This window comes from Pseudomonas izuensis, assembly GCF_009861505.1.
GTDB classification, from domain to species: domain Bacteria; phylum Pseudomonadota; class Gammaproteobacteria; order Pseudomonadales; family Pseudomonadaceae; genus Aquipseudomonas; species Aquipseudomonas izuensis.
The window spans coordinates 52,178-73,713 of sequence record NZ_WTFT01000009.1 but is presented as its reverse complement, the minus strand read 5'-3'; the positions used below and the strand labels follow the sequence as shown (position 1 = coordinate 73,713).

The window sequence follows — 21,536 nt, the reverse complement described above, 5'->3', positions numbered from 1 at the left end:
AAAAGCCAAAGCGAGGCGGCTTGGCAGCCGACCTGTTCTCGTGAAGTACGCGCGCATTGCTGAGGAGGGCACAAACAAAAACGGCCTCTATATAAGAGGCCGTTTCCGGTGCAACTCAAGACATTATCGCAAGACAGGTCTTACTTGCGGTCTTCCAGCTTGGTGATGTCGCGCGACTCGTAGCCGGTGTACAACTGGCGCGGGCGGCCGATCTTGTACGGGCTGGAGAGCATTTCTTTCCAGTGGGAGATCCAGCCGACGGTCCGCGCCAGGGCGAAGATCACGGTGAACATGCTGGTTGGAATGCCGATCGCCTTGAGGATGATCCCCGAGTAGAAGTCGACGTTCGGGTACAGCGAGCGCTCGATGAAGTACGGGTCGGTCAGGGCGATCTCTTCCAGGCGCATGGCCAGTTCGAGTTGCGGATCGTTCTGGATGCCCAGTTCCTTCAACACTTCGTCGCAGGTCTGCTTCATGACGGTGGCGCGCGGGTCGCGGTTTTTGTAAACGCGGTGACCGAAGCCCATCAGCTTGAACGGATCGTTCTTGTCCTTGGCCTTGGCGATGAACTTGTCGATGTTCGAGACATCGCCGATTTCATCCAGCATGGTCAGAACGGCTTCGTTGGCGCCGCCGTGGGCAGGGCCCCACAGTGCAGCGATACCCGCGGCGATACAGGCGAACGGGTTGGCACCCGAAGAACCCGCCAGGCGCACGGTGGAAGTCGACGCGTTCTGCTCGTGGTCGGCGTGGAGGATGAAGATCCGGTCCATGGCCTTGGCGAGCACCGGGCTGATCGGTTTGATCTCGCACGGGGTGTTGAACATCATGTGCAGGAAGTTTTCCGCGTACGACAGGTCGTTGCGCGGGTACATCATGGGTTGGCCCATGGAGTACTTGTAAACCATCGCTGCCAGGGTCGGCATCTTGGCAACCAGGCGGATCGCGGAGATTTCGCGATGCTGCGGGTTATTGATGTCCAGGGAGTCGTGGTAGAAGGCCGAGAGGGCGCCGACTACGCCGCACATGACGGCCATCGGGTGGGCGTCGCGACGGAAACCGTTGAAGAAGGTCTTGAGCTGCTCGTGAACCATGGTGTGGTTCTTGACGGTGCTGACGAACTGGGCCTTCTGTTCTGCGGTCGGCAATTCGCCGTTGAGCAGCAGATAGCAGGTTTCCAGGTAGTCCGACTTTTCAGCCAGCTGTTCGATCGGGTAGCCGCGGTGCAACAGAATGCCGTTGTCGCCGTCGATATAGGTGATCTTCGACTCGCAAGAAGCGGTCGACATGAAACCAGGGTCAAAAGTGAAGCGGCCCGTGGCCGTCAAGCCCCGAACATCGATAACATCGGGACCAACGGTGCCGGTTAAAATGGGCAGCTCGACGGGGGCTGCGCCCTCGATGATCAACTGCGCTTTTTTGTCAGCCATGTGGCCTCCTATTTATGCTTGAAATCATCAGACAGACCCCCCACGCAGGGCCCGCACCACTATAGTGAGATAAATTCGAATGTCAATTTGCCTAAAGTCTTGCTCCAGAAGGCTTTAACCCGACTTTTTTCTCGAAATTGCCTGCCATTTACGCCTTTTATACGCGTTGTGCAATCAGCTATTAGGGCTAGGTGTTTGCGTTGTCATTAGTAGCCTAACTGTCTATACTCGGCGACCGACCGCCAAGGGCTTTTGGGCTTGCTTTCATTGGGGGTCGCATCCCTGGGTGGTGGTTACCTGACCAGTGCACTCCCCAACAACTTTGCCCTGATTGTTAGGGGCTCTTCAGTGTGAAAAAAAAGCCGTGAAAAGCCAACGACCTGTAAACCTAGACCTAAGGACCATCAAACTCCCCATCACCGGCGTTACGTCGTTTCTTCACCGTGTTTCCGGCATCATCCTCTTCCTGGGCCTCGGCTTCATGCTTTATGCATTGGGCAAATCCCTGGGTTCCGAGGAAGGTTTTGCCGACGTGAAGGCAACCTTGACCAGCCCGCTGGCCAAGTTCGTAGCATGGGGCCTCCTGTCCGCTCTTCTGTATCACCTGGTTGCCGGTGTGCGCCACTTGATTATGGACATGGGCATCGGTGAGACGCTGGAAGGCGGCCGCCTGGGCTCGAAAATTATCATCGCCGTTTCCGTGGTGTTGATCGTTCTGGCAGGAGTTTGGATATGGTAACCAGCGTTACGAACCTTTCGCGTTCGGGCCTCTATGACTGGATGGCACAGCGTGTGTCTGCGGTTGTCCTCGCGGCTTATTTCATCTTCCTGATCGGATACCTCGCAGCGAACCCGGGCATTGGCTACGACCAGTGGCATGGCCTGTTCGCCCACAACGGGATGCGTATCTTCAGTCTGCTGGCCCTTGTTGCCCTCGGCGCTCACGCCTGGGTCGGCATGTGGACCATCGCGACCGACTACCTGACGCCAATGGCGCTGGGCAAGTCCGCGACTGCAGTACGTTTCCTTTTCCAGGCAGTATGCGGCGTCGCGATGTTCGCTTACTTCGTCTGGGGTGTGCAGATTCTCTGGGGTATCTGATTCATGGCTAACATTCCAACGATTTCTTTCGACGCCATCATTATTGGTGGCGGCGGTGCCGGCATGCGCGCAGCGCTGCAACTGGCGCAAGGTGGTCACAAGACTGCCGTGATCACCAAGGTGTTCCCGACCCGTTCACACACTGTGTCGGCACAGGGCGGCATCACCTGCGCCATCGCGTCGGCCGACCCGAACGATGACTGGCGCTGGCACATGTACGATACCGTCAAGGGTTCCGACTATATCGGTGACCAGGACGCTATCGAATACATGTGTCAGGAAGGCCCGGCCGCCGTTTTCGAGCTGGACCACATGGGTCTGCCGTTCTCGCGTACCGAAACCGGCCGTATCTACCAGCGTCCGTTCGGCGGTCAGTCGAAGGATTACGGTAAAGGCGGGCAGGCTGCCCGTACTTGCGCCGCTTCCGACCGTACCGGTCACGCACTGCTGCACACCCTTTATCAGGGCAACCTGAAAGCCGGTACCACGTTCCTGAACGAGTACTACGCTGTCGACCTGGTGAAGAACGCACAAGGCGAGTTCGTCGGTGTGATCGCGATCTGCATCGAAACCGGCGAAACCACCTACATCCGTGCCAAGGCAACCGTTCTGGCAACCGGCGGTGCAGGTCGTATCTACGCTTCGACCACCAACGCCCTGATCAACACCGGTGACGGCGTCGGCATGGCTCTGCGTGCAGGCGTACCGGTACAAGACATCGAAATGTGGCAGTTCCACCCGACCGGTATCGCCGGCGCCGGTGTACTGGTTACAGAAGGCTGCCGTGGTGAAGGTGGATACCTGATCAACAAGCACGGCGAGCGTTTCATGGAGCGTTATGCTCCGAACGCCAAAGACCTTGCCGGTCGTGACGTTGTTGCCCGTTCGATGGTTAAAGAGATCATCGCCGGTAACGGTTGCGGTCCGAACGGCGACCACGTGATGCTCAAGCTCGACCACCTGGGCGAGGAAGTGCTGCACAGCCGTCTGCCGGGCATCTGCGAACTGTCGAAGACTTTCGCGCACGTTGACCCGGTTGTCGCTCCGGTTCCGGTTGTTCCGACCTGCCACTATATGATGGGCGGCGTTGCCACCAACATTCATGGCCAGGCGATCACACAGGACGCCGAAGGCGTGGACAAGATCATTCCTGGTCTGTTCGCGGTAGGTGAAGTGGCTTGCGTATCGGTACACGGCGCCAACCGTCTGGGCGGCAACTCGCTGCTCGACCTGGTGGTCTTCGGTCGCGCTGCCGGCCTGCACCTCGAAAAAGCGCTGACTGACGGCATCGAATACGATGACGCCACCGACGCCGACATCAATGCGGCCCTGGCACGTCTGTCCGCTCTGAACGAGCGTACCGAAGGTGAAGACGTGGCTACCCTGCGTCGCGAGCTGCAAAGCTGCATGCAGAACTACTTCGGTGTATTCCGTACCGGCGAATACATGCAGAAAGGTATCGCTCAGCTGGCTGAGCTGCGTACCCGCATCGCCAACGTGAAGATTAACGATAAGTCGCAGGCGTTCAACACTGCCCGTATCGAAGCGCTGGAACTGCAAAACCTGCTGGAAGTGGCCGAAGCCACTGCAATCGCTGCAGAAGTACGTAAAGAGTCCCGTGGTGCTCACGCCCGTGAAGACTTCGAAGATCGTGACGACGAAAACTGGCTGTGCCACACCCTGTACTTCCCGGGTGACAAGCGCGTCACCAAGCGTGCCGTGAACTTCTCGCCGAAGACTGTTCCGACTTTCGAACCTAAAGTCCGGACTTATTAAGGGTGACCGCCATGTTGCAAGTCAGTGTTTATCGCTACAACCCTGATCAGGACGCTGCGCCGTTCATGCAGGAATTCCAGGTCGATACCGGTGGTAAAGACCTGATGGTGCTGGATGTGCTGGCCCTGATCAAAGAGCAGGACGAAGGTTTTTCCTATCGTCGCTCTTGCCGTGAAGGTGTTTGCGGTTCCGACGGCATGAACATCAACGGCAAAAACGGCCTGGCGTGCATCACGCCGCTGTCCGCTGTTGTAAAAGGTAACAAGTTGATCGTTCGTCCTCTGCCAGGTTTGCCGGTTATCCGTGACCTGGTCGTCGATATGAGCATCTTCTACAAGCAATACGAGAAGGTTAAGCCATTCCTGCAGAACGATACGCCGGCTCCGGCCATCGAGCGTCTGCAGACCCCTGAAGAGCGTGAAAAGCTCGACGGTCTGTACGAGTGCATCCTTTGCGCTTGCTGCTCGACCTCTTGCCCGTCCTTCTGGTGGAACCCGGACAAATTCCTGGGTCCAGCTGCCCTGCTGCAAGCGTACCGCTTCCTGGCAGACAGCCGTGACACCAAGACGTCCGAGCGTCTGGCTTCGCTGGATGACCCGTTCAGCGTATTCCGCTGCCGCGGGATCATGAACTGCGTCAACGTATGTCCGAAAGGCCTGAACCCGACTAAGGCCATCGGTCACATCCGTAACATGTTGCTCTCGAGCGGCGTGTGATTCAGCTGTTGTAAATGCAGTACCGCTGTAAACGTAGAGGCTAAGGCGCGGGCTTCAACCCGCGTCGTAGCTATAACCAGAGCAGCAGCTTAAAAGGCTGCGGCTCTTATTTTGAAGAAATGAGACAAGCAGGGGCATCCGGGCTGGTACCCGGACTATCAGTGTGATCCTAGTGGCTTGTTTTGGTCGCTGCATTCGGACTTCTGCAAGTTTGCTCGGTGTCGACACCGATGGTGTTCCCCTAACCGAGGGTGACCAAGCATGCAAGAAAGCGTGATGCAGCGCATGTGGAACAGCGCCTACCTATCCGGTAGTAACGCTGCCTATGTGGAAGAGCTCTACGAGCTCTACCTGCACGACCCTAACGCTGTGCCAGAAGAGTGGCGCACCTACTTTCAGAAGTTGCCTGCCGACGGCAACTCTGCCACCGATGTTTCGCACTCCACGATTCGCGATCATTTCGTCTTGCTGGCAAAGAACCAGCGCCGCGCCCAACCGGTTTCCGCCGGCAGCGTGAGCAGTGAGCACGAGAAGAAGCAAGTTGAAGTGCTGCGATTGATCCAGGCCTACCGTATGCGTGGCCACCAGGCAGCCCAGCTTGACCCGCTGGGGCTGTGGCAGCGTACTGCACCTGCAGACCTGTCGATCAATCATTACGGCTTGACCAATGCCGATCTTGATACGACCTTCCGTGCCGGCGACCTGTTCATCGGCAAAGAGGAAGCGAGCCTACGCGAAATTCACGAAGCGTTGCAGCAGACATATTGCCGCACCATCGGCGCTGAATTCACGCACATCACCGATTCCCAGCAGCGCCAGTGGTTCCAGCAGCGTCTGGAAAGCGTGCGTGGCCGTCCGACGTACTCCGCTGACATCAAGAGCCACCTGCTCGAGCGCGTCACTGCCGGTGAAGGCCTGGAAAAATACCTGGGGACCAAATACCCGGGCACCAAGCGTTTCGGCCTGGAAGGCGGCGAGAGCCTGATTCCGATGCTGGACGAGCTGATCCAGCGTTCCGGTTCCTACGGCACCAAGGAAATCGTTATCGGCATGGCCCACCGTGGCCGTCTGAACGTGCTGGTCAATACCTTCGGCAAGAACCCGCGCGAGCTGTTCGACGAGTTTGAAGGCAAGAAGAAGGTCGAGCTGGGTTCCGGTGACGTTAAGTACCACCAGGGCTTCTCGTCCAACGTGATGACCACCGGCGGTGAAGTTCACCTGGCCATGGCGTTCAACCCGTCCCACCTGGAAATCGTTTCCCCGGTGGTCGAGGGTTCGGTTCGCGCCCGTCAGGATCGTCGCAACGACCCTACCGGTGAGAAGGTTCTGCCGATCTCCATCCACGGTGACGCGGCATTCGCCGGTCAAGGCGTGGTGATGGAAACCTTCCAGATGTCGCAGACCCGCGGTTTCAAGACCGGCGGTACCGTGCACATCGTGATCAATAACCAGGTCGGTTTCACCATCAGCAACCCGCTGGACTCGCGTTCCACCGAGTACGCCACCGACGTCGCGAAAATGATCCAGGCGCCGATCCTCCATGTGAATGGTGATGATCCGGAAGCCGTATTGTTCGTGACCCAACTGGCCATCGACTACCGCATGCAGTTCAAGCGTGACGTGGTGATCGATCTGGTCTGCTACCGTCGTCGCGGCCACAACGAGGCTGACGAACCGAGCGGCACCCAGCCGCTGATGTATCAGCAGATCACCAAGCAGCGCACCACCCGTGAGCTGTATGCCGATCGTCTGACCCAGAGCGGTGTACTGGACGCAGAGCGTGTTCAGGCGAAAGTCGACGAATACCGCAACGCGCTGGACAACGGTCTGCACGTAGTGAAAAGCCTGGTCAAAGAGCCGAACAAAGAGTTGTTCGTGGACTGGCGTCCGTACCTGGGTCACGCCTGGACTGCGCGTCACGACACTCGCTTCGACCTGAAAACCTTGCAGGAACTGTCCGCCAAGCTGCTGGAAATTCCGGAAGGCTTCGTGGTTCAGCGCCAGGTTGCCAAGATCTACGAAGACCGTCAGAAGATGCAAGCCGGCGGCCTGCCGATCAACTGGGGTTACGCCGAAACCATGGCGTACGCGACCCTGGCGTTCGAAGGTCACCCAATCCGCATGACCGGCCAGGACATCGGCCGTGGTACGTTCTCGCACCGTCATGCTGTGTTGCACAACCAAAAGGACGCGGGCACCTACATCCCGCTGCAGAACCTGTACGACGGTCAACCACGGTTCGACCTGTACGACTCGTTCCTGTCCGAAGAAGCGGTGCTGGCGTTCGAGTACGGTTACTCGACCACCACGCCGAATGCCCTGGTTATCTGGGAAGCCCAGTTCGGCGACTTCGCCAACGGTGCCCAGGTGGTCATTGACCAGTTCATCACCAGTGGCGAGCACAAGTGGGGCCGTCTGTGCGGTCTGACCATGCTGCTGCCGCACGGTTATGAAGGTCAGGGTCCAGAGCACTCCTCGGCTCGTCTGGAGCGTTACCTGCAGCTGTGCGCCGAGCACAACATTCAGGTGTGCATGCCGACAACGCCGGCTCAGATCTACCACTTGCTGCGCCGTCAGGTGATCCGCCCGCTGCGCAAGCCACTGGTAGTCCTGACTCCGAAGTCGCTGCTGCGTCACAAGCTGGCTATCTCGACGCTGGAAGATCTGGCAGAAGGTTCGTTCCAGACCGTCATCCCGGAAATCGATGCACTGGACCCGAAAAAGGTCGAGCGCATTGTTCTGTGTAGCGGCAAGGTCTACTACGACCTGCTGGAAAAACGCCGTGCCGAAGGCCGTGACGATATCGCCATCGTGCGTCTCGAGCAGTTGTACCCATTCCCTGAGGACGACTTGAACGAAGTCCTGGCTCCTTACACCAACGCCAAGCATGCCGTCTGGTGCCAGGAAGAGCCAATGAACCAGGGTGCCTGGTACAGCAGCCAACACCACATGCGTCGCAGCATCAGCAACCTCAACAAGTCTCTCGTACTCGAGTACGCGGGCCGTGAGGCTTCTGCTGCACCTGCATGCGGTTACGCATCGATGCACGCCGAGCAGCAGGAAAAACTGCTGCAAGACGCCTTTACTGTTTAACGCCTTCGCGCACCTGAAACCGAATTTAAGGAACCACAGATAATGGCTATCGAGATCAAAGCCCCCACTTTCCCGGAATCGGTTGCCGATGGCACCGTTGCCACCTGGCACAAAAAACCGGGCGACGCCGTCAAGCGTGACGAACTGATCGTCGACATCGAAACCGACAAAGTCGTACTGGAAGTTCTGGCCACTGCTGACGGCGTGCTGGGCGCTATCGTCAAGAACGAAGGCGACACCGTTCTGTCCGACGAAGTGCTGGGCTCGATCGTTGAAGGCGGCGCTGCTGCCGCTGCTCCTGCTGCCGCTCCGGCCGCAGCTGCCCAAGCCGCTGCCCCTGCTGGCGAAGGCGAAGATGATCCTGTTGCTGCACCGGCTGCTCGCAAGCTGGCTGAAGAAAACGGCATCAACATCGCTTCCGTTGCCGGCACCGGCAAAGGTGGTCGTGTGACCAAGGAAGACGTGGTTGCAGCTGTTGCCGCCAAGAAAGCCGCTCCAGCTGCCGCGCCTGCCAAGGCTGCTGCTCCTGCCGCTGCTGCTCCGGTATTCGCTGCCGGCGACCGCGTTGAAAAACGCGTTCCGATGACCCGTCTGCGTGCCAAGGTTGCCGAGCGTCTGGTTGAAGCTCAATCGAACATGGCGATGCTGACCACTTTCAACGAAGTCGACATGACCGAAGTCATGGCCCTGCGTTCGAAGTACAAGGACCTGTTCGAGAAGTCCCACAACGGCGTGCGCCTGGGCTTCATGTCGTTCTTCGTGAAGGCTGCCACCGAAGCGCTGAAACGCTTCCCGGCTGTCAACGCGTCGATCGACGGTGCGGACATCGTTTACCACGGCTACGCTGACGTCGGTGTTGCTGTTTCCAGCGACCGCGGCCTTGTTGTACCGGTTCTGCGTAACGCCGAGCTGATGAGCCTGGCTGAAATCGAAGGCGGCATCGCTACGTTCGGCAAGAAAGCCCGTGACGGCAAACTGTCGATGGAAGAGATGACTGGCGGTACGTTCACCATCACCAACGGCGGCACCTTCGGTTCGATGATGTCGACCCCGATCGTCAACCCGCCGCAGGCTGCGATTCTGGGCATGCACAACATCATCCAGCGTCCTATGGCAATCAACGGCCAGGTCGTTATCCGTCCGATGATGTACCTGGCACTGTCCTACGATCACCGCCTGATCGATGGCAAAGAAGCTGTGACCTTCCTGGTGACCATCAAGAACCTGCTGGAAGACCCGGCTCGTCTGTTGCTGGATATCTGATAGAAGCAGCCATGAGCTGCAAGCCCAGGCTGTCGGAAAACCCGCAGCCTGGCTTGCAGCTCGCGGCTTGAAGCTTTTCGCTAAAGAGGATTTTTTGAATGTCGCAGAAATTTGACGTAGTAGTGATCGGTGCGGGCCCTGGCGGCTACGTGGCTGCCATCAAGGCCGCGCAACTCGGTCTGAGCACTGCCTGCATCGAGAAGTACACCGATGCTGAAGGCAAGCAAGCCCTGGGCGGCACCTGCCTGAACGTAGGCTGCATTCCATCCAAGGCGCTGCTGGACAGCTCCTGGAAATACAAGGAAGCGAAAGAAAGCTTCAACGTCCACGGCATCTCGACTGGCGAAGTCAAAATGGACGTCGCTGCGATGGTTGGCCGCAAGGCTGGCATCGTCAAGAACCTGACCGGCGGTGTTGCCACCCTGTTCAAGGCCAACGGTGTTACTTCGATCCAGGGCCACGGCAAACTGCTGGCCGGCAAGAAAGTCGAAGTCACCAAGCCAGACGGTTCGGTTGAAGTCATCGAAGCTGAAAACGTCATCCTGGCTCCAGGTTCGCGTCCGATCGATATTCCACCGGCTCCGGTTGATCAGAAAGTCATCGTTGATTCGACTGGCGCACTGGAATTCCAAACCGTACCTAAACGTCTGGGCGTAATCGGCGCTGGCGTGATCGGTCTGGAACTGGGTTCGGTATGGTCGCGTCTGGGCTCTGAAGTGGTTGTCCTGGAAGCCCTGGACACTTTCCTGATGGCAGCGGACACCGCTGTTTCCAAGGAAGCGCTGAAAACCCTGACCAAACAGGGTCTGGACATCAAGCTGGGCGCTCGCGTGACCGGTTCCAAAGTGAACGGTGACGAAGTCGTTGTGAACTACACCGACGCCAACGGCGAACAGACCATTACTTTCGACAAGCTGATCGTAGCCGTTGGTCGCCGCCCGGTGACCACTGATCTGCTGGCTGCCGACAGTGGCGTGACCCTGGACGAGCGCGGTTTCGTGCACGTTGACGATCACTGCGCCACCACCGTACCGGGCGTTTTCGCCATCGGTGACGTGGTTCGCGGCATGATGCTGGCGCACAAGGCGTCGGAAGAAGGCATCATGGTTGTCGAGCGCATCAAGGGCCACAAGGCCCAGATGAACTATGACCTGATCCCTTCGGTTATTTATACTCACCCGGAAATCGCGTGGGTCGGTAAAACCGAGCAGGCCTTGAAAGCTGAAGGCGTAGAAGTTAACGTCGGCACCTTCCCGTTCGCAGCCTCTGGCCGTGCCATGGCTGCCAACGATACCGGCGGTTTCGTCAAGGTCATCGCAGATGCCAAGACAGACCGCGTATTGGGCGTCCACGTGATTGGCCCAAGCGCTGCCGAACTGGTTCAGCAGGGCGCAATCGGTATGGAATTCGGCACCAGCGCTGAAGACCTGGGCATGATGGTTTTCTCCCATCCGACCCTGTCTGAAGCCTTGCACGAAGCTGCTTTGGCAGTGAATGGCGGCGCCATCCACATCGCCAACCGCAAGAAGCGTTAAGACAATAAGAAACCACGGCGGAATGGCCCGTCGTGAGCCTTGCATGCAAGACTCACCGCGGAATATCCGCTGGACGCAGTCTTGCATAGCTGCACCGGGTATCCGGAAAGGCTATGCAAGCAGCAGTCACAGGTGGTGCGGCACTTGAATGAGTGCAGCACCGAATGCGCAGTACCTAACGAAGACGGTAATAAGCATGAATCTTCACGAGTATCAGGGTAAGCAGCTGTTCGCTGAGTACGGCCTGCCAGTATCCACCGGTTACGCGGTAGACACCCCGGAAGCAGCAGCAGAAGCTTGCGACAAAATCGGCGGCAGCGAGTGGGTTGTCAAAGCCCAGGTCCACGCCGGTGGTCGCGGTAAAGCGGGCGGCGTAAAGCTGGTTCGCAGCAAAGAAGACGCCAAAGCCTTCGCACAGCAGTGGCTGGGCAAGCGTCTGGTGACTTACCAGACTGACGCCAATGGTCAGCCAGTCACCAAGATCCTGGTTGAATCGTGCACTGATATCGCTAAAGAGCTGTACCTGGGCGCTGTCGTTGATCGTTCGAGCCGTCGCATCGTGTTCATGGCTTCCACCGAAGGTGGCGTGGACATCGAGAAAATCGCTCACGACACTCCAGAAAAAATTCTGAAGGCCACTATCGATCCACTGGTTGGCGCTCAGCCATTCCAGGGTCGCGAGCTGGCATTCCAGCTGGGTCTGGAAGGCAAGCAAGTTGCCCAGTTCGCCAAGATCTTCGTAGGTCTGGCCAAGCTGTTCAAGGATCACGACCTGGCCCTGCTGGAAGTGAACCCGCTGGTGATCAAGGCTGACGGCGATCTGCACTGCCTGGACGCCAAGATCAACATCGACGCCAACGCCATGTACCGTCAGCCTAAGCTGAAGACTTTCCACGATCCGTCGCAAGACGATCCGCGCGAAGCGCACGCTGCCAAGTTCGAACTGAACTACGTAGCGCTGGAAGGCAACATCGGTTGCATGGTCAACGGTGCTGGCCTGGCCATGGGTACCATGGACATCGTCAACCTGCATGGCGGCAAACCAGCCAACTTCCTCGACGTGGGCGGCGGTGCTACCAAAGAACGCGTTACCGAAGCTTTCAAAATCATTCTGTCCGACACCAACGTCGCTGCAGTACTGGTTAACATCTTCGGCGGCATCGTTCGTTGCGACATGATTGCCGAAGGCATCATCGGTGCAGTGAAAGAAGTCGGCGTGAAAATCCCGGTTGTTGTTCGCCTTGAAGGCAACAACGCTGAGCTGGGCGCTAAAGTACTGGCAGAAAGCGGTTTGAACATCATCGCTGCTACCAGCCTGACCGACGCTGCTCAACAAGTTGTCAAAGCTGCGGAGGGCAAATAATGAGCGTCCTGATCAATAAAGACACCAAAGTTATCTGCCAGGGTATTACCGGTTCGCAAGGTAGTTTCCACACCCAGCAAGCCATCGAGTACGGCACCAAGATGGTTGGTGGTGTAACGCCTGGTAAAGGCGGCACCGAGCACCTGGGTCTGCCAGTGTTCAACACCGTGAAAGACGCCGTAGCTGCCACTGGCGCCACCGCCAGCGTGATCTACGTTCCGGCTCCTTTCTGCAAGGACTCGATCCTGGAAGCTGCTTTCGGCGGCATCAAGCTGATCGTGTGCATCACCGAAGGCATTCCTACCCTGGACATGCTGGACGCTAAAGTTAAGTGCGACGAGCTGGGTGTTATCCTGATCGGCCCTAACTGCCCAGGCGTGATCACTCCAGGCGAATGCAAGATCGGCATCATGCCAGGTCACATTCACTTGCCAGGCAAGGTCGGTATCGTTTCCCGTTCCGGCACCCTGACCTACGAAGCTGTGAAGCAGACTACTGACGCCGGTTTCGGTCAGTCGACTTGCGTCGGCATCGGTGGTGACCCGATCCCGGGCTCGAACTTCATCGACATCCTGAAGCTGTTCCAGGAAGACCCGAAGACCGAAGCGATCGTGATGATCGGTGAGATCGGCGGTTCGGCTGAAGAAGAAGCGGCTGCCTACATCAAGGCACACGTGACCAAGCCGGTTGTTTCCTACATCGCTGGTGTGACTGCTCCTCCGGGCAAGCGCATGGGCCATGCTGGCGCAATCATCTCTGGCGGCAAAGGCACTGCAGACGAGAAATTCGCTGCGCTGCAAGACGCAGGCGTTAAAACCGTGCGTTCGCTGGCAGACATCGGCAAGGCCCTGGCCGAGCTGACGGGTTGGGCTGTCAAGTAAGCCTAGCGCTTAGCTGACGCTTAACCAAACAAAGGCCACCTTCGGGTGGCCTTTGTCGTTTCTGCGATTTGCGTTCGCTGTGCTGGCCTCTTCGCGGGCAAGCCCGCTCCCACAAGGATTTGTTGCGTTCATACAATTTTGTCTACCCCGCAAAACCTGTGGGAGCGGGCTTGCCCGCGATGGCGGACTTACAGGCGACAACCATGAACATGCGAAAACGCGACACAAAGATGTCGCGTATCGGATAGTTCGCCCTCAAACAGTGCGTTTGTCAGACAAATTCGTTAGGCTAGCCGCCATTTTTGCGTCCGCCGCCCACAAGGTAGCTTCGCGCTAAACGGGTCAGTCCTATTCGGACCGACTGCATTTCCCTCACCCATAAGGGAAACCCCTCTCTAAATTCCGATTCAGTAGTGTGGTATTTCCTTAATGAAAGTGTTGAAAGGTCAGGACATCCTGGCACTTGGTTTTATGACGTTTGCCCTGTTCGTCGGGGCCGGCAATATCATCTTCCCGCCTATCGTCGGTTTGCAGTCCGGGCCTAATGTCTGGATGGCGGCGCTGGGCTTTCTGGTCACGGCGGTAGGATTACCGGTGATCACCGTTGTCGCGCTGGCCAAGGTCGGTGGTGCCATGGATGCGTTGAGCAGCCCGATCGGTAAACTGGCCGGTGGCCTGCTGGCCGCCGCGTGCTACCTCGCCGTGGGGCCGCTGTTTGCCACACCGCGTACCGCTACGGTGTCGTTCGAAGTGGGCCTGGCGCCGCTGACCGGCGAAAGCCCGTTGGCGCTGTTTCTCTACAGCTCGGTGTATTTCCTGCTGGTGTTCTTCATCTCGCTCTATCCCGGTCGTCTGCTGGATACCGTAGGACGTTTCCTCGCACCGTTGAAGATTATCGCCCTGGCCGTTCTTGGCATCGCGGCATTCGCCTTGCCGGCGGGCGACATTGGTCAGGCAACGCCTGAGTACGTGGCGGCCCCGTTCTCCCAGGGCTTCATCAATGGTTACCTGACCATGGATACCCTCGGCGCGCTGGTATTCGGCATTGTCATCGTCAACGCGATCCGCTCCCGCGGCGTCGAGTCGCCAGCGTTGATCACCCGTTACGCGATCATTGCCGGCCTGATTGCCGGCGTGGGCCTGGCGCTGGTGTATATCAGCTTGTTCCGTCTCGGTTCGGGTAGCCATGAAGTGGCCGTCGGTGCGACCAACGGCGCGGCGGTGTTGCACGCCTACGTGCAGCACACGTTCGGCTCGCTGGGCAGCGGATTCCTTGCGGTGCTGATCTCCCTGGCGTGTTTGGTCACGGCGGTTGGCCTGACCTGCGCGTGCGCCGAATACTTCAGCCGTGTACTGCCACTGTCCTACAAGACTCTGGTGATCATCCTCGCGGCGTTTTCCCTGTTGGTCTCCAACCTGGGCCTCACCAAGCTGATCGCGTTCTCGATTCCGGTACTGACCGCGATCTACCCGCCATGCATCGCCTTGGTAGCCCTGAGCTTCTGCAAGGACTTCTGGCATGAGCAAGGCCGTATCGTCGGTCCGGTGATGCTGGTGTCGTTCATTTTCGGTCTGATCGATGCCCTCAAGGGTGCCGGCCTGGCGGACTGGATGCCGGCGCAACTGGCCCACTTGCCGCTGAGCGAGCAGGGGTTGGCGTGGCTGGTACCATCGGTAATGACCCTGGTGGTCGCCGTGGTCTGCGATCGCTTGCTGGGCAAACGCGTCGAAGCTTTGGCTTAAGCTTCACGGGCCTGCCACAAGCGGGCTTTTGAGCTGCTCTCTACAAAAAATGGAAATGCCCCGTATCAATCGATACGGGGCATTTTTTATGGGCGTGAGGCAGTGTCTTTTTCCGTAAGCTAACGTCGAAGCATTGCGAAAATCCAATGTGGGAGCGAGCCTGCTCGCGAAGGCGGCTTTAAATTCAACCTATATGTTGGCTGATCCAGTGCTATCGCGAGCAGGCTCGCTCCCACAGTTTTGCCTTTCCTAGTCATCAAAAGGACCTGCATGTCGTTCATCCAAGCCAATCTGATCCACATCCTCGCCGCGCTCTGGTTTGTCATCTGCTGGGGCGGCTATACCCGCTACGCAACGTGGAAGGGCCGTGACACTGCGTGCCTGGCCAGCGTTCTGCATCTTTACCGCGAAGACTGGATGCGCCGCATGCTGCTGCGCGACAACCGCATCGCCGACGCCAGCGTGATCGGTAACCTGGAGCGTAATGCATCGTTCTTTGCCTCCAGTACCCTGATTATTCTGGCCGGCATTCTCACGGTGCTCGGGGCCTCCGAGCGGGCGGTGTCGTTGCTGGCGGATATTCCGATGGTGCAGCAGGCATCCCAGGGGATGTCGGAGATCAAGTTGCTGTGTTTGGCGCTGGTGTTCGTCTATGCGTTCTTTACCTTCAGCTGGTGCATGCGCCAATACAACTTCGCGGCCATCCTGGTCGGCTCGGCGCCGATGATCGGTGAGCGCCATGTGTCCGAGCAGGAGCGCAAAGCCTTCGCTGCCCGTGCAGCCCGTGTCATCTCCATGGCGGCCAACCAGTTCAACTTCGGCCTGCGTTCCTATTACTTCGGCATGACCATGCTGGCCTGGTTCGTCAGCCCCTGGTTGTTCATGTTGATGAGTGCCGGCGTCGTGTTCGTGCTGTATCGCCGCGAGTTTCATTCCGACGTTCTCGACGTGATGGTCTATACACCTACAGAGGCGCCATTGCCCGAGGTGATCAAAGAGGCTGCTTGATGAGTATTCCGTTCTGGTGTGTGTTTATCAGTGCCGTGCTGATCTACGTGGCGCGCATGCCCGTGACCACGGCCATGAAAGAGCAGGGCGGTTACAACAATCACCTGCCGCGCCAACAGCAGGCGCAACTTACGGGGTTGGGTGCCCGGGCGGTGGCGGCCCATCAGAATTGTTTCGAAGCCTTCATATTGTTCGCGGTGGGCGTGTTGATGGCGCATACCACGCAGACGGCAGGATGGCTTATTGATTGGCTGGCGATCATCTTCGTGGTTACACGAGTTATCTACTTGGTGTGTTACTGGAAAGATCTTGCCTGGCAGCGCAGTCTGGTTTGGCTAGTGGGTTTAATCTGTTCGCTGTTGCTGATGATCAGTCCGACTTTTCGAACGATTTTGTTGTGACGCCTACATGACCAATAAACCTGAAGGCAAAAGAAAACCCGCACTTGGCGGGTTTTCCTTTATCTGACTAAAAACCGATTTAGTTTTTAGGAGCGGCTTCTTTTGCCGCTGCTTCGTTCGATTCAGCCTGAGCTTTGGCAGCTTCGGCGTTTTCTTTCGCTGCGTCGTTCACTTTATCCTGAGCTTTGCTCATGTCTTGCTGAGCTTGCTCAGCATGTTTGTTGGCTTCTTGAGCTTTGTCCTCGGATTTTTTATCGCAGGCAGCGAGACCGAGGGTAGCGGTCAACATCAAGGCAATAGCTAAAGTCTTACGCATGGGGTGTTTCTCCTGATGGAAAATATCTTACTGGCCTTTCGAGCACAGTCATCAGGGTTAAGTTCCATAAGTCGTTCAGATATATAAGTTTGTTCTAATGCGGAACTTTTTTCAGTGCTGTATTGCACTGTCGGAATACTAAACAAGAGTTTTTATCAAATGGCTGAAAGTCTCGTTTTCGAGCGTGCAACGCGATTTCTTTCCGCGCTTCGACATTGTCAGGTCCTCGGCCTGCGTGTTCACAGTGCCAGCAGTGAAGGGCTCACCGTGGTTTTGCCTTACAGCCCGCAGATCGTTGGTAACCCGCAAACCGGTGTCATTCATGGTGGCGCGCTGACCACGCTGATGGACACCGCCTGCGGCATGTCCACCCTCTGTGTGCTGCCGGAATTCGAAGTCTGCCCGACCCTCGACCTGCGTATCGACTACATGCACGCCGCCGAGCCCCATAAAGATGTCTATGGTTTCGCCCAGTGCTACCGGGTGACCACCGACGTGATTTTCGCCCGGGGCTTTGCTTATCAGGACGATCCCGAACAACCGATTGCCCATGTGGTGGGTACGTTCATGCGCATGGGCAAGGGCATCAAGGGCACCAAGGGCTTTGGCGGCGTTATTGCCGGAGATGCGAAATGACTGGCACGTTTCAGGAACAATTGCGACAGGCCCATGAGCAGGGTGACTACGCCTCACTGCTGCAGATGATTCCCTATGCGACACTGATCGGTGTCGAATGCTCGCGGGTGGGGGATGAGTTGCTGTTTCGTCTGCCGGCCAACAAGGACAACATTGGCAACCCTCTATTGCCCGCCATCCATGGCGGCGTGATTGCCGGTTTCATGGAGCTGGCCGCCGCCATGCACCTGCTGATTGCGACCGGCTCGCCGAGCGTGCCGAAGATTATCGATTTTTCCCTCGACTATCTGCGGGCGGGTCAATTCCGCGATACCTGGGCCCGATGCCAGGTGTGCCGCCAGGGACGCCGGGTGGCTAACGTGGCAATTACCGCATGGCAAACCACCGAAGGCGAGCCGATTGCCACGGCCCGGGCGCATTTCAAACTCGAGGAGCCCTTGAAATCCTGAACGCAGCCCCCAACTCTGATGACAACCCGCCGCCGACCCTCTTGGTCGCGGCTTATGCCATCTGATTGGAGTTTGATGACCATGAGTGTGGAAACTCAAAAGGAAACCCTGGGCTTCCAGACCGAGGTAAAGCAGCTGCTGCACCTCATGATCCATTCGCTGTATTCCAACAAGGAAATCTTCCTTCGCGAACTGATCTCGAACGCCTCTGACGCTGTAGACAAATTACGTTTCGAAGCCCTGTCCAAGCCAAACTTGCTGGAAGGTGGCGCCGAACTGAAGATCCGTGTGAGCTTCGACAAGGACGCCAAGACCGTCACGCTCGAAGACAACGGCATCGGCATGAGCCGCGAAGATGTGATCACCCACCTGGGGACCATCGCCAAGTCGGGCACCGCCGACTTCATGAAAAACCTGTCGGGCGATCAAAAGAAAGACTCGCACCTGATCGGTCAGTTCGGCGTGGGCTTCTATTCCGCGTTCATCGTCGCTGACAAAGTCGACGTGTTCAGCCGTCGTGCCGGTAGCCCGGCCAGCGAAGGCGTGCATTGGTCTTCCAAGGGTGAGGGCGAGTTCGAAGTCGCTACCATCGACAAGGCCGAGCGCGGCACCCGTATCGTCCTGCACCTGAAGTCCGGTGAAGACGAGTTCGCCGATGGCTGGCGCCTGCGCAACATCATCAAGAAGTACTCCGACCACATCGCCTTGCCGATCGAGTTGCCGAAAGAAGTGGCCGCTGCCGAAGGCGAAGAGCAACCGGCTGTTGAATGGGAAACCGTCAACCGTGCCAGCGCCCTGTGGACTCGCCCTCGCACTGAAGTGAAGGACGAGGAATACCAGGAGTTCTACAAGCACATCGCCCACGACTTCGAAAACCCGCTGAGCTGGAGCCACAACAAGGTTGAAGGCAAGCTGGAATACAGTTCGCTGTTGTATGTGCCGGCCCGTGCACCTTTCGACCTGTACCAGCGTGAAGCGCCGAAAGGCCTGAAGCTGTACGTGCAGCGTGTGTTCGTCATGGACCAGGCCGAATCGTTCCTGCCGCTGTACCTGCGCTTCATCAAGGGCGTGGTCGACTCCAATGATCTGTCGCTGAACGTGTCGCGGGAAATCCTGCAGAAAGACCCGATCATCGACTCCATGAAGTCGGCGCTGACCAAGCGCGTGCTGGACATGCTGGAAAAACTGGCGAAGAACGAGCCTGAGCAATACAAGGGCTTCTGGAAGAACTTCGGTCAGGTCATGAAAGAAGGCCCGGCAGAAGACTTCGCCAACAAGGAAAAGATTGCCGGCCTGTTGCGTTTCGCCTCCACCAACGGTGACGAGGGTGAGCAGGTTGTTGGTCTGGCCGACTACCTGGCTCGCGCCAAGGAAGGTCAGGACAAGATTTACTACCTGACCGGCGAAACCTACGCCCAGGTCAAAAACAGCCCGCACCTGGAAGTCTTCCGCAAGAAAGGTATCGAAGTGCTGCTGCTGACCGATCGTATCGACGAGTGGCTGATGAGCTACCTCAGCGAATTCGACGGCAAGAGCTTTGTCGATGTGGCGCGTGGTGACCTGGACCTGGGCAACCTGGACTCTGAAGAGGACAAGAAAGCTGCGGAAGAAGTCGCCAAGTCCAAGGAAGGTCTGGTCGAGCGCCTCAAGACTGCGCTGGGCGAATCCGTTGCCGAAGTTCGGGTTTCCCATCGCCTGACCGATTCCCCGGCGATCCTGGCCATCGGCGAGCAGGACCTGGGCCTGCAAATGCGTCAGATCCTGGAAGCCAGCGGCCAGAAGGTGCCGGATTCGAAACCGATTTTCGAATTCAACCCGGCTCACCCGCTGATAGAGAAGCTCGACAACGAGCAGAGCGACGAGCGCTTCGGCGACCTGTCGCACATCCTCTTCGATCAGGCAGCCCTGGCGGCCGGCGACAGCTTGAAGGACCCGGCGGCGTATGTACGTCGTCTGAACAAGCTGTTGGTTGAACTGTCGGTTTAACTGCGTTGTAGAAAAACCCGCTTCGGCGGGTTTTTTCATTCTGGTGTTGAAAATCAGGAGTCAGAAATGAGCCAAATCACTGTACGTTCCGTGGCCTACCAGATTGACGGTCAGGCTTACGAAAGCCGCCTGGCGTTCGATGCTGACCATAAGGGCGCGCGCCCGGGCCTGCTGATGGCACCCAACTGGATGGGCGTCGGCGCCGGTGCCGAGGACATCGCCAAATCAGTGGCGGCCAAGGGCTATGTGGTGCTGATCGCGGACCTCTACGGCCAATCGGTTCGTCCAACGAACAACGATGAGGCAGGCGCGGCGATGATGCCGCTGAAGAACGACCGTGCATTGCTGCGCAAGCGCATGCAGGCGGCGTTCGAGCAATTGCAAAAGCAGGGGGAGGCGGCGGTCGATACGTCGAAACTGGCGACCTTCGGTTTCTGCTTTGGTGGTTGCTGCGCGCTGGAACTCGCCCGTACCGGTGCTCCGGTAAAAGCCGCCGTCTCGTTCCATGGCACCCTCGATACCCCGAATCCGGCCGATGCGAAGAACATCAAGGGCAAGGTGCTGGTATTGCACGGAGCATCCGACCCACTGGTGCCAAAAGAGCAATTGCCGGCTTTTGAAGATGAAATGAATGCCGCGGGTGTGGATTGGCAGTTGCTGAGCTACGGCGGGGCTTTCCACTCGTTCACCGACCCGCATGCCAAGGTGCCGGGGATGATGATGTACGACGCAAAGGTTGCCGCGCGGGCGTTCACTTCGATGCATAACCTGCTGGATGAAGTGTTCAAGGGCTGATTGCTTTTTTGCCCCGGCATGGTCGGTGTGAGTGCCGGCCTCTTCGCGAGCAGGCTCGCTCCCACAATGGAATGCATTTCCCTGTGGGAGCGAGCCTGCTCGCGATGGCGGTGTGACTCACACCGAGGATCATTACAACGGAGTGGGCTCGCTTCGGTGTTTTGGCAATTCAATCCGCTCGACTTCCCCCGGTACCGTTGGCCAGTCCCCGGCCGCCCAGCGTCGCCGTGCTTCGTCGATCAACGCCGGGTCGCTCGCCACAAAATTCCAATTGATCCGCCGCGGACCGTCCAGCGGTGCTCCGCCGAACAACACGGCATGACAATCGCTCTCGGCGAACAACGTCATTTCTTCCCCGGCCGGCAGCACCACCAATGCGTGTGGTTCTATCGGTTCGCCATCCAGTTGCACTTCACCGCTCAACACATACAGCGCACGTTCTTCATGCTCGGTGGGAATCAGCAATGTCGCCGCTGTTTGCAGGTGCAATTCGGCATACAGCGTGGGAGAAAGCACGGGCACCGGCGATTCCAGGCAAAAGCCTGAACCGGCAATCATGCGGATTTTCACGCCAAGGTTTTCACTGGTCGGGAGCGTAGAGGCGGGATGGTGGCTGTAATGGCCAGGACCGTGTTCGCGGTCCTTGGGCGAGGCCAGCCAGATCTGCAGGCCGTGCATCGTGAAACCGCGTTCTTTCAGGGCTTCGGGCGTGCGTTCGACGTGGGCGATGGCACTGCCGGCGGTCATCCAGCTGACATCCCCGGCGTTGACCACCTGATCCGAACCGAGGCTGTCCTTGTGCTGGAGTTGGCCTTCAAAGAGGTAGGTGAGGGTGGACAGGCCAATGTGCGGATGTTGGCGAATGTTCATGCCATCTCCCGCGGCGTAGCGGGTCTCCAGCATGTGGTCGAAAAACACGAAGGGCCCGACATTACGGCATTTGGCGGATGGCAACGGGCGCAGGATGGGCTGGCCTTCGACATCTTCGGCGCGGGGGCGGATCACGAGCGGAGTGTTCATGGTGCGTTCCAGGCTGAGCGGGTG

Annotated in this window: 19 protein-coding genes; 16 read left to right on the top strand and 3 right to left on the bottom strand. The window is 58.0% G+C overall.

Going from position 1 to position 21,536, the window contains the following annotated elements:
• Positions 1-140 precede the first annotated feature (140 nt).
• Entirely contained in the window at positions 141-1,430 is a 1,290-nt protein-coding gene (gltA, locus tag GPL81_RS09045; protein WP_007977501.1) for a citrate synthase, read from the bottom strand.
• 364 nt (positions 1,431-1,794) lie between these two features.
• On the opposite strand from gltA, the gene sdhC reads away from it, so the two are divergent.
• The 12 genes from sdhC (at position 1,795) to GPL81_RS08985 (ending at position 16,310) form a co-directional block, all read left to right on the top strand.
• Positions 1,795-2,169: a succinate dehydrogenase, cytochrome b556 subunit gene (gene sdhC / locus GPL81_RS09040; RefSeq protein ID WP_033052382.1), complete on the top strand. Its 375-nt coding sequence runs from the start codon at positions 1,795-1,797 to the stop codon at positions 2,167-2,169.
• Complete coding sequence (gene sdhD / locus GPL81_RS09035; protein WP_007977503.1) at positions 2,163-2,531, top strand: succinate dehydrogenase, hydrophobic membrane anchor protein; 369 nt, start codon at positions 2,163-2,165, stop codon at positions 2,529-2,531. The genes sdhC and sdhD overlap by 7 nt, the downstream gene beginning before the upstream one ends.
• Positions 2,532-2,534: 3 nt before the next feature.
• Entirely contained in the window at positions 2,535-4,307 is a 1,773-nt protein-coding gene (sdhA, locus tag GPL81_RS09030; protein ID WP_160106456.1) for a succinate dehydrogenase flavoprotein subunit, read from the top strand.
• A gap of 11 nt (positions 4,308-4,318) precedes the next feature.
• Positions 4,319-5,023, top strand: coding sequence for a succinate dehydrogenase iron-sulfur subunit (locus GPL81_RS09025; RefSeq protein WP_160106455.1), 705 nt, complete (start codon positions 4,319-4,321; stop codon positions 5,021-5,023).
• Between the two features lie 261 nt (positions 5,024-5,284).
• Positions 5,285-8,116, top strand: coding sequence for a 2-oxoglutarate dehydrogenase E1 component (locus GPL81_RS09020; protein WP_160106454.1), 2,832 nt, complete (start codon positions 5,285-5,287; stop codon positions 8,114-8,116).
• A gap of 42 nt (positions 8,117-8,158) precedes the next feature.
• Complete coding sequence (odhB, locus tag GPL81_RS09015) at positions 8,159-9,379, top strand: 2-oxoglutarate dehydrogenase complex dihydrolipoyllysine-residue succinyltransferase (protein WP_096509636.1); 1,221 nt, start codon at positions 8,159-8,161, stop codon at positions 9,377-9,379.
• Between the two features lie 98 nt (positions 9,380-9,477).
• Positions 9,478-10,914, top strand: a complete 1,437-nt coding sequence (gene lpdA / locus GPL81_RS09010; RefSeq protein WP_096509637.1) for a dihydrolipoyl dehydrogenase — start codon at positions 9,478-9,480, stop codon at positions 10,912-10,914.
• Positions 10,915-11,110: 196 nt separating this feature from the next.
• Complete coding sequence (gene sucC, locus GPL81_RS09005) at positions 11,111-12,277, top strand: ADP-forming succinate--CoA ligase subunit beta (protein WP_007919879.1); 1,167 nt, start codon at positions 11,111-11,113, stop codon at positions 12,275-12,277.
• Positions 12,277-13,158, top strand: coding sequence for a succinate--CoA ligase subunit alpha (gene sucD / locus GPL81_RS09000; protein WP_017127973.1), 882 nt, complete (start codon positions 12,277-12,279; stop codon positions 13,156-13,158). The genes sucC and sucD overlap by 1 nt, the downstream gene beginning before the upstream one ends.
• Before the next feature lie 429 nt (positions 13,159-13,587).
• Positions 13,588-14,901: a branched-chain amino acid transport system II carrier protein gene (gene brnQ, locus GPL81_RS08995; protein WP_096509638.1), complete on the top strand. Its 1,314-nt coding sequence runs from the start codon at positions 13,588-13,590 to the stop codon at positions 14,899-14,901.
• Positions 14,902-15,171: 270 nt separating this feature from the next.
• The gene (locus tag GPL81_RS08990) at positions 15,172-15,909 is read left to right on the top strand and encodes a DUF599 domain-containing protein (RefSeq protein ID WP_096509639.1); all 738 of its coding nucleotides are present in this window, start codon (positions 15,172-15,174) and stop codon (positions 15,907-15,909) included.
• Positions 15,909-16,310, top strand: coding sequence for an MAPEG family protein (locus GPL81_RS08985; protein ID WP_160106453.1), 402 nt, complete (start codon positions 15,909-15,911; stop codon positions 16,308-16,310). The genes GPL81_RS08990 and GPL81_RS08985 overlap by 1 nt, the downstream gene beginning before the upstream one ends.
• Before the next feature lie 79 nt (positions 16,311-16,389).
• On the opposite strand, the gene GPL81_RS08980 is transcribed toward GPL81_RS08985, so the two are convergent.
• A complete protein-coding gene (locus GPL81_RS08980; protein ID WP_160106452.1) occupies positions 16,390-16,626 on the bottom strand; it encodes a hypothetical protein in 237 nt (78 codons plus the stop codon).
• Positions 16,627-16,785: 159 nt separating this feature from the next.
• Between GPL81_RS08980 and GPL81_RS08975 the strand changes: the two genes are divergently transcribed.
• From GPL81_RS08975 to GPL81_RS08960, 4 genes are all read left to right on the top strand, one after another.
• Positions 16,786-17,262, top strand: a complete 477-nt coding sequence (locus tag GPL81_RS08975) for a PaaI family thioesterase (protein WP_160106451.1) — start codon at positions 16,786-16,788, stop codon at positions 17,260-17,262.
• Complete coding sequence (locus tag GPL81_RS08970; RefSeq protein WP_160106450.1) at positions 17,259-17,711, top strand: PaaI family thioesterase; 453 nt, start codon at positions 17,259-17,261, stop codon at positions 17,709-17,711. Before GPL81_RS08975 ends, GPL81_RS08970 begins: the two co-directional genes overlap by 4 nt.
• Positions 17,712-17,792: 81 nt before the next feature.
• Positions 17,793-19,697: a molecular chaperone HtpG gene (gene htpG, locus GPL81_RS08965; RefSeq protein WP_160106449.1), complete on the top strand. Its 1,905-nt coding sequence runs from the start codon at positions 17,793-17,795 to the stop codon at positions 19,695-19,697.
• Positions 19,698-19,763: 66 nt separating this feature from the next.
• Positions 19,764-20,492 (top strand): dienelactone hydrolase family protein, encoded by a 729-nt coding sequence (locus GPL81_RS08960; RefSeq protein ID WP_160106448.1) that lies wholly within the window; start codon positions 19,764-19,766, stop codon positions 20,490-20,492.
• Positions 20,493-20,624: 132 nt separating this feature from the next.
• Here GPL81_RS08960 and GPL81_RS08955 read toward each other — a convergent pair whose 3' ends face one another.
• Positions 20,625-21,512: a pirin family protein gene (locus GPL81_RS08955; protein WP_160106447.1), complete on the bottom strand. Its 888-nt coding sequence runs from the start codon at positions 21,510-21,512 to the stop codon at positions 20,625-20,627.
• Positions 21,513-21,536 lie beyond the last annotated feature (24 nt).

What these genes read in the sequence shown, in the direction of transcription:
- lpdA (WP_096509637.1), top strand. Translation starts at nt 9,478, where the DNA reads ATGTCGCAGAAATTTGACGTAGTAGTGATCGGTGCGGGCCCTGGCGGC.
- GPL81_RS08970 (WP_160106450.1), top strand. Translation starts at nt 17,259, where the DNA reads ATGACTGGCACGTTTCAGGAACAATTGCGACAGGCCCATGAGCAGGGT.
- GPL81_RS09025 (WP_160106455.1), top strand. Translation starts at nt 4,319, where the DNA reads ATGTTGCAAGTCAGTGTTTATCGCTACAACCCTGATCAGGACGCTGCG.
- sdhA (WP_160106456.1), top strand. Translation starts at nt 2,535, where the DNA reads ATGGCTAACATTCCAACGATTTCTTTCGACGCCATCATTATTGGTGGC.
- odhB (WP_096509636.1), top strand. Translation starts at nt 8,159, where the DNA reads ATGGCTATCGAGATCAAAGCCCCCACTTTCCCGGAATCGGTTGCCGAT.
- GPL81_RS08975 (WP_160106451.1), top strand. Translation starts at nt 16,786, where the DNA reads ATGGCTGAAAGTCTCGTTTTCGAGCGTGCAACGCGATTTCTTTCCGCG.
- GPL81_RS08985 (WP_160106453.1), top strand. Translation starts at nt 15,909, where the DNA reads ATGAGTATTCCGTTCTGGTGTGTGTTTATCAGTGCCGTGCTGATCTAC.
- brnQ (WP_096509638.1), top strand. Translation starts at nt 13,588, where the DNA reads ATGAAAGTGTTGAAAGGTCAGGACATCCTGGCACTTGGTTTTATGACG.
- GPL81_RS08955 (WP_160106447.1), bottom strand. Translation starts at nt 21,512, where the DNA reads ATGAACACTCCGCTCGTGATCCGCCCCCGCGCCGAAGATGTCGAAGGC.
- GPL81_RS09020 (WP_160106454.1), top strand. Translation starts at nt 5,285, where the DNA reads ATGCAAGAAAGCGTGATGCAGCGCATGTGGAACAGCGCCTACCTATCC.
- GPL81_RS08990 (WP_096509639.1), top strand. Translation starts at nt 15,172, where the DNA reads ATGTCGTTCATCCAAGCCAATCTGATCCACATCCTCGCCGCGCTCTGG.
- GPL81_RS08960 (WP_160106448.1), top strand. Translation starts at nt 19,764, where the DNA reads ATGAGCCAAATCACTGTACGTTCCGTGGCCTACCAGATTGACGGTCAG.
- GPL81_RS08980 (WP_160106452.1), bottom strand. Translation starts at nt 16,626, where the DNA reads ATGCGTAAGACTTTAGCTATTGCCTTGATGTTGACCGCTACCCTCGGT.
- sdhD (WP_007977503.1), top strand. Translation starts at nt 2,163, where the DNA reads ATGGTAACCAGCGTTACGAACCTTTCGCGTTCGGGCCTCTATGACTGG.
- sucD (WP_017127973.1), top strand. Translation starts at nt 12,277, where the DNA reads ATGAGCGTCCTGATCAATAAAGACACCAAAGTTATCTGCCAGGGTATT.
- gltA (WP_007977501.1), bottom strand. Translation starts at nt 1,430, where the DNA reads ATGGCTGACAAAAAAGCGCAGTTGATCATCGAGGGCGCAGCCCCCGTC.
- sucC (WP_007919879.1), top strand. Translation starts at nt 11,111, where the DNA reads ATGAATCTTCACGAGTATCAGGGTAAGCAGCTGTTCGCTGAGTACGGC.
- htpG (WP_160106449.1), top strand. Translation starts at nt 17,793, where the DNA reads ATGAGTGTGGAAACTCAAAAGGAAACCCTGGGCTTCCAGACCGAGGTA.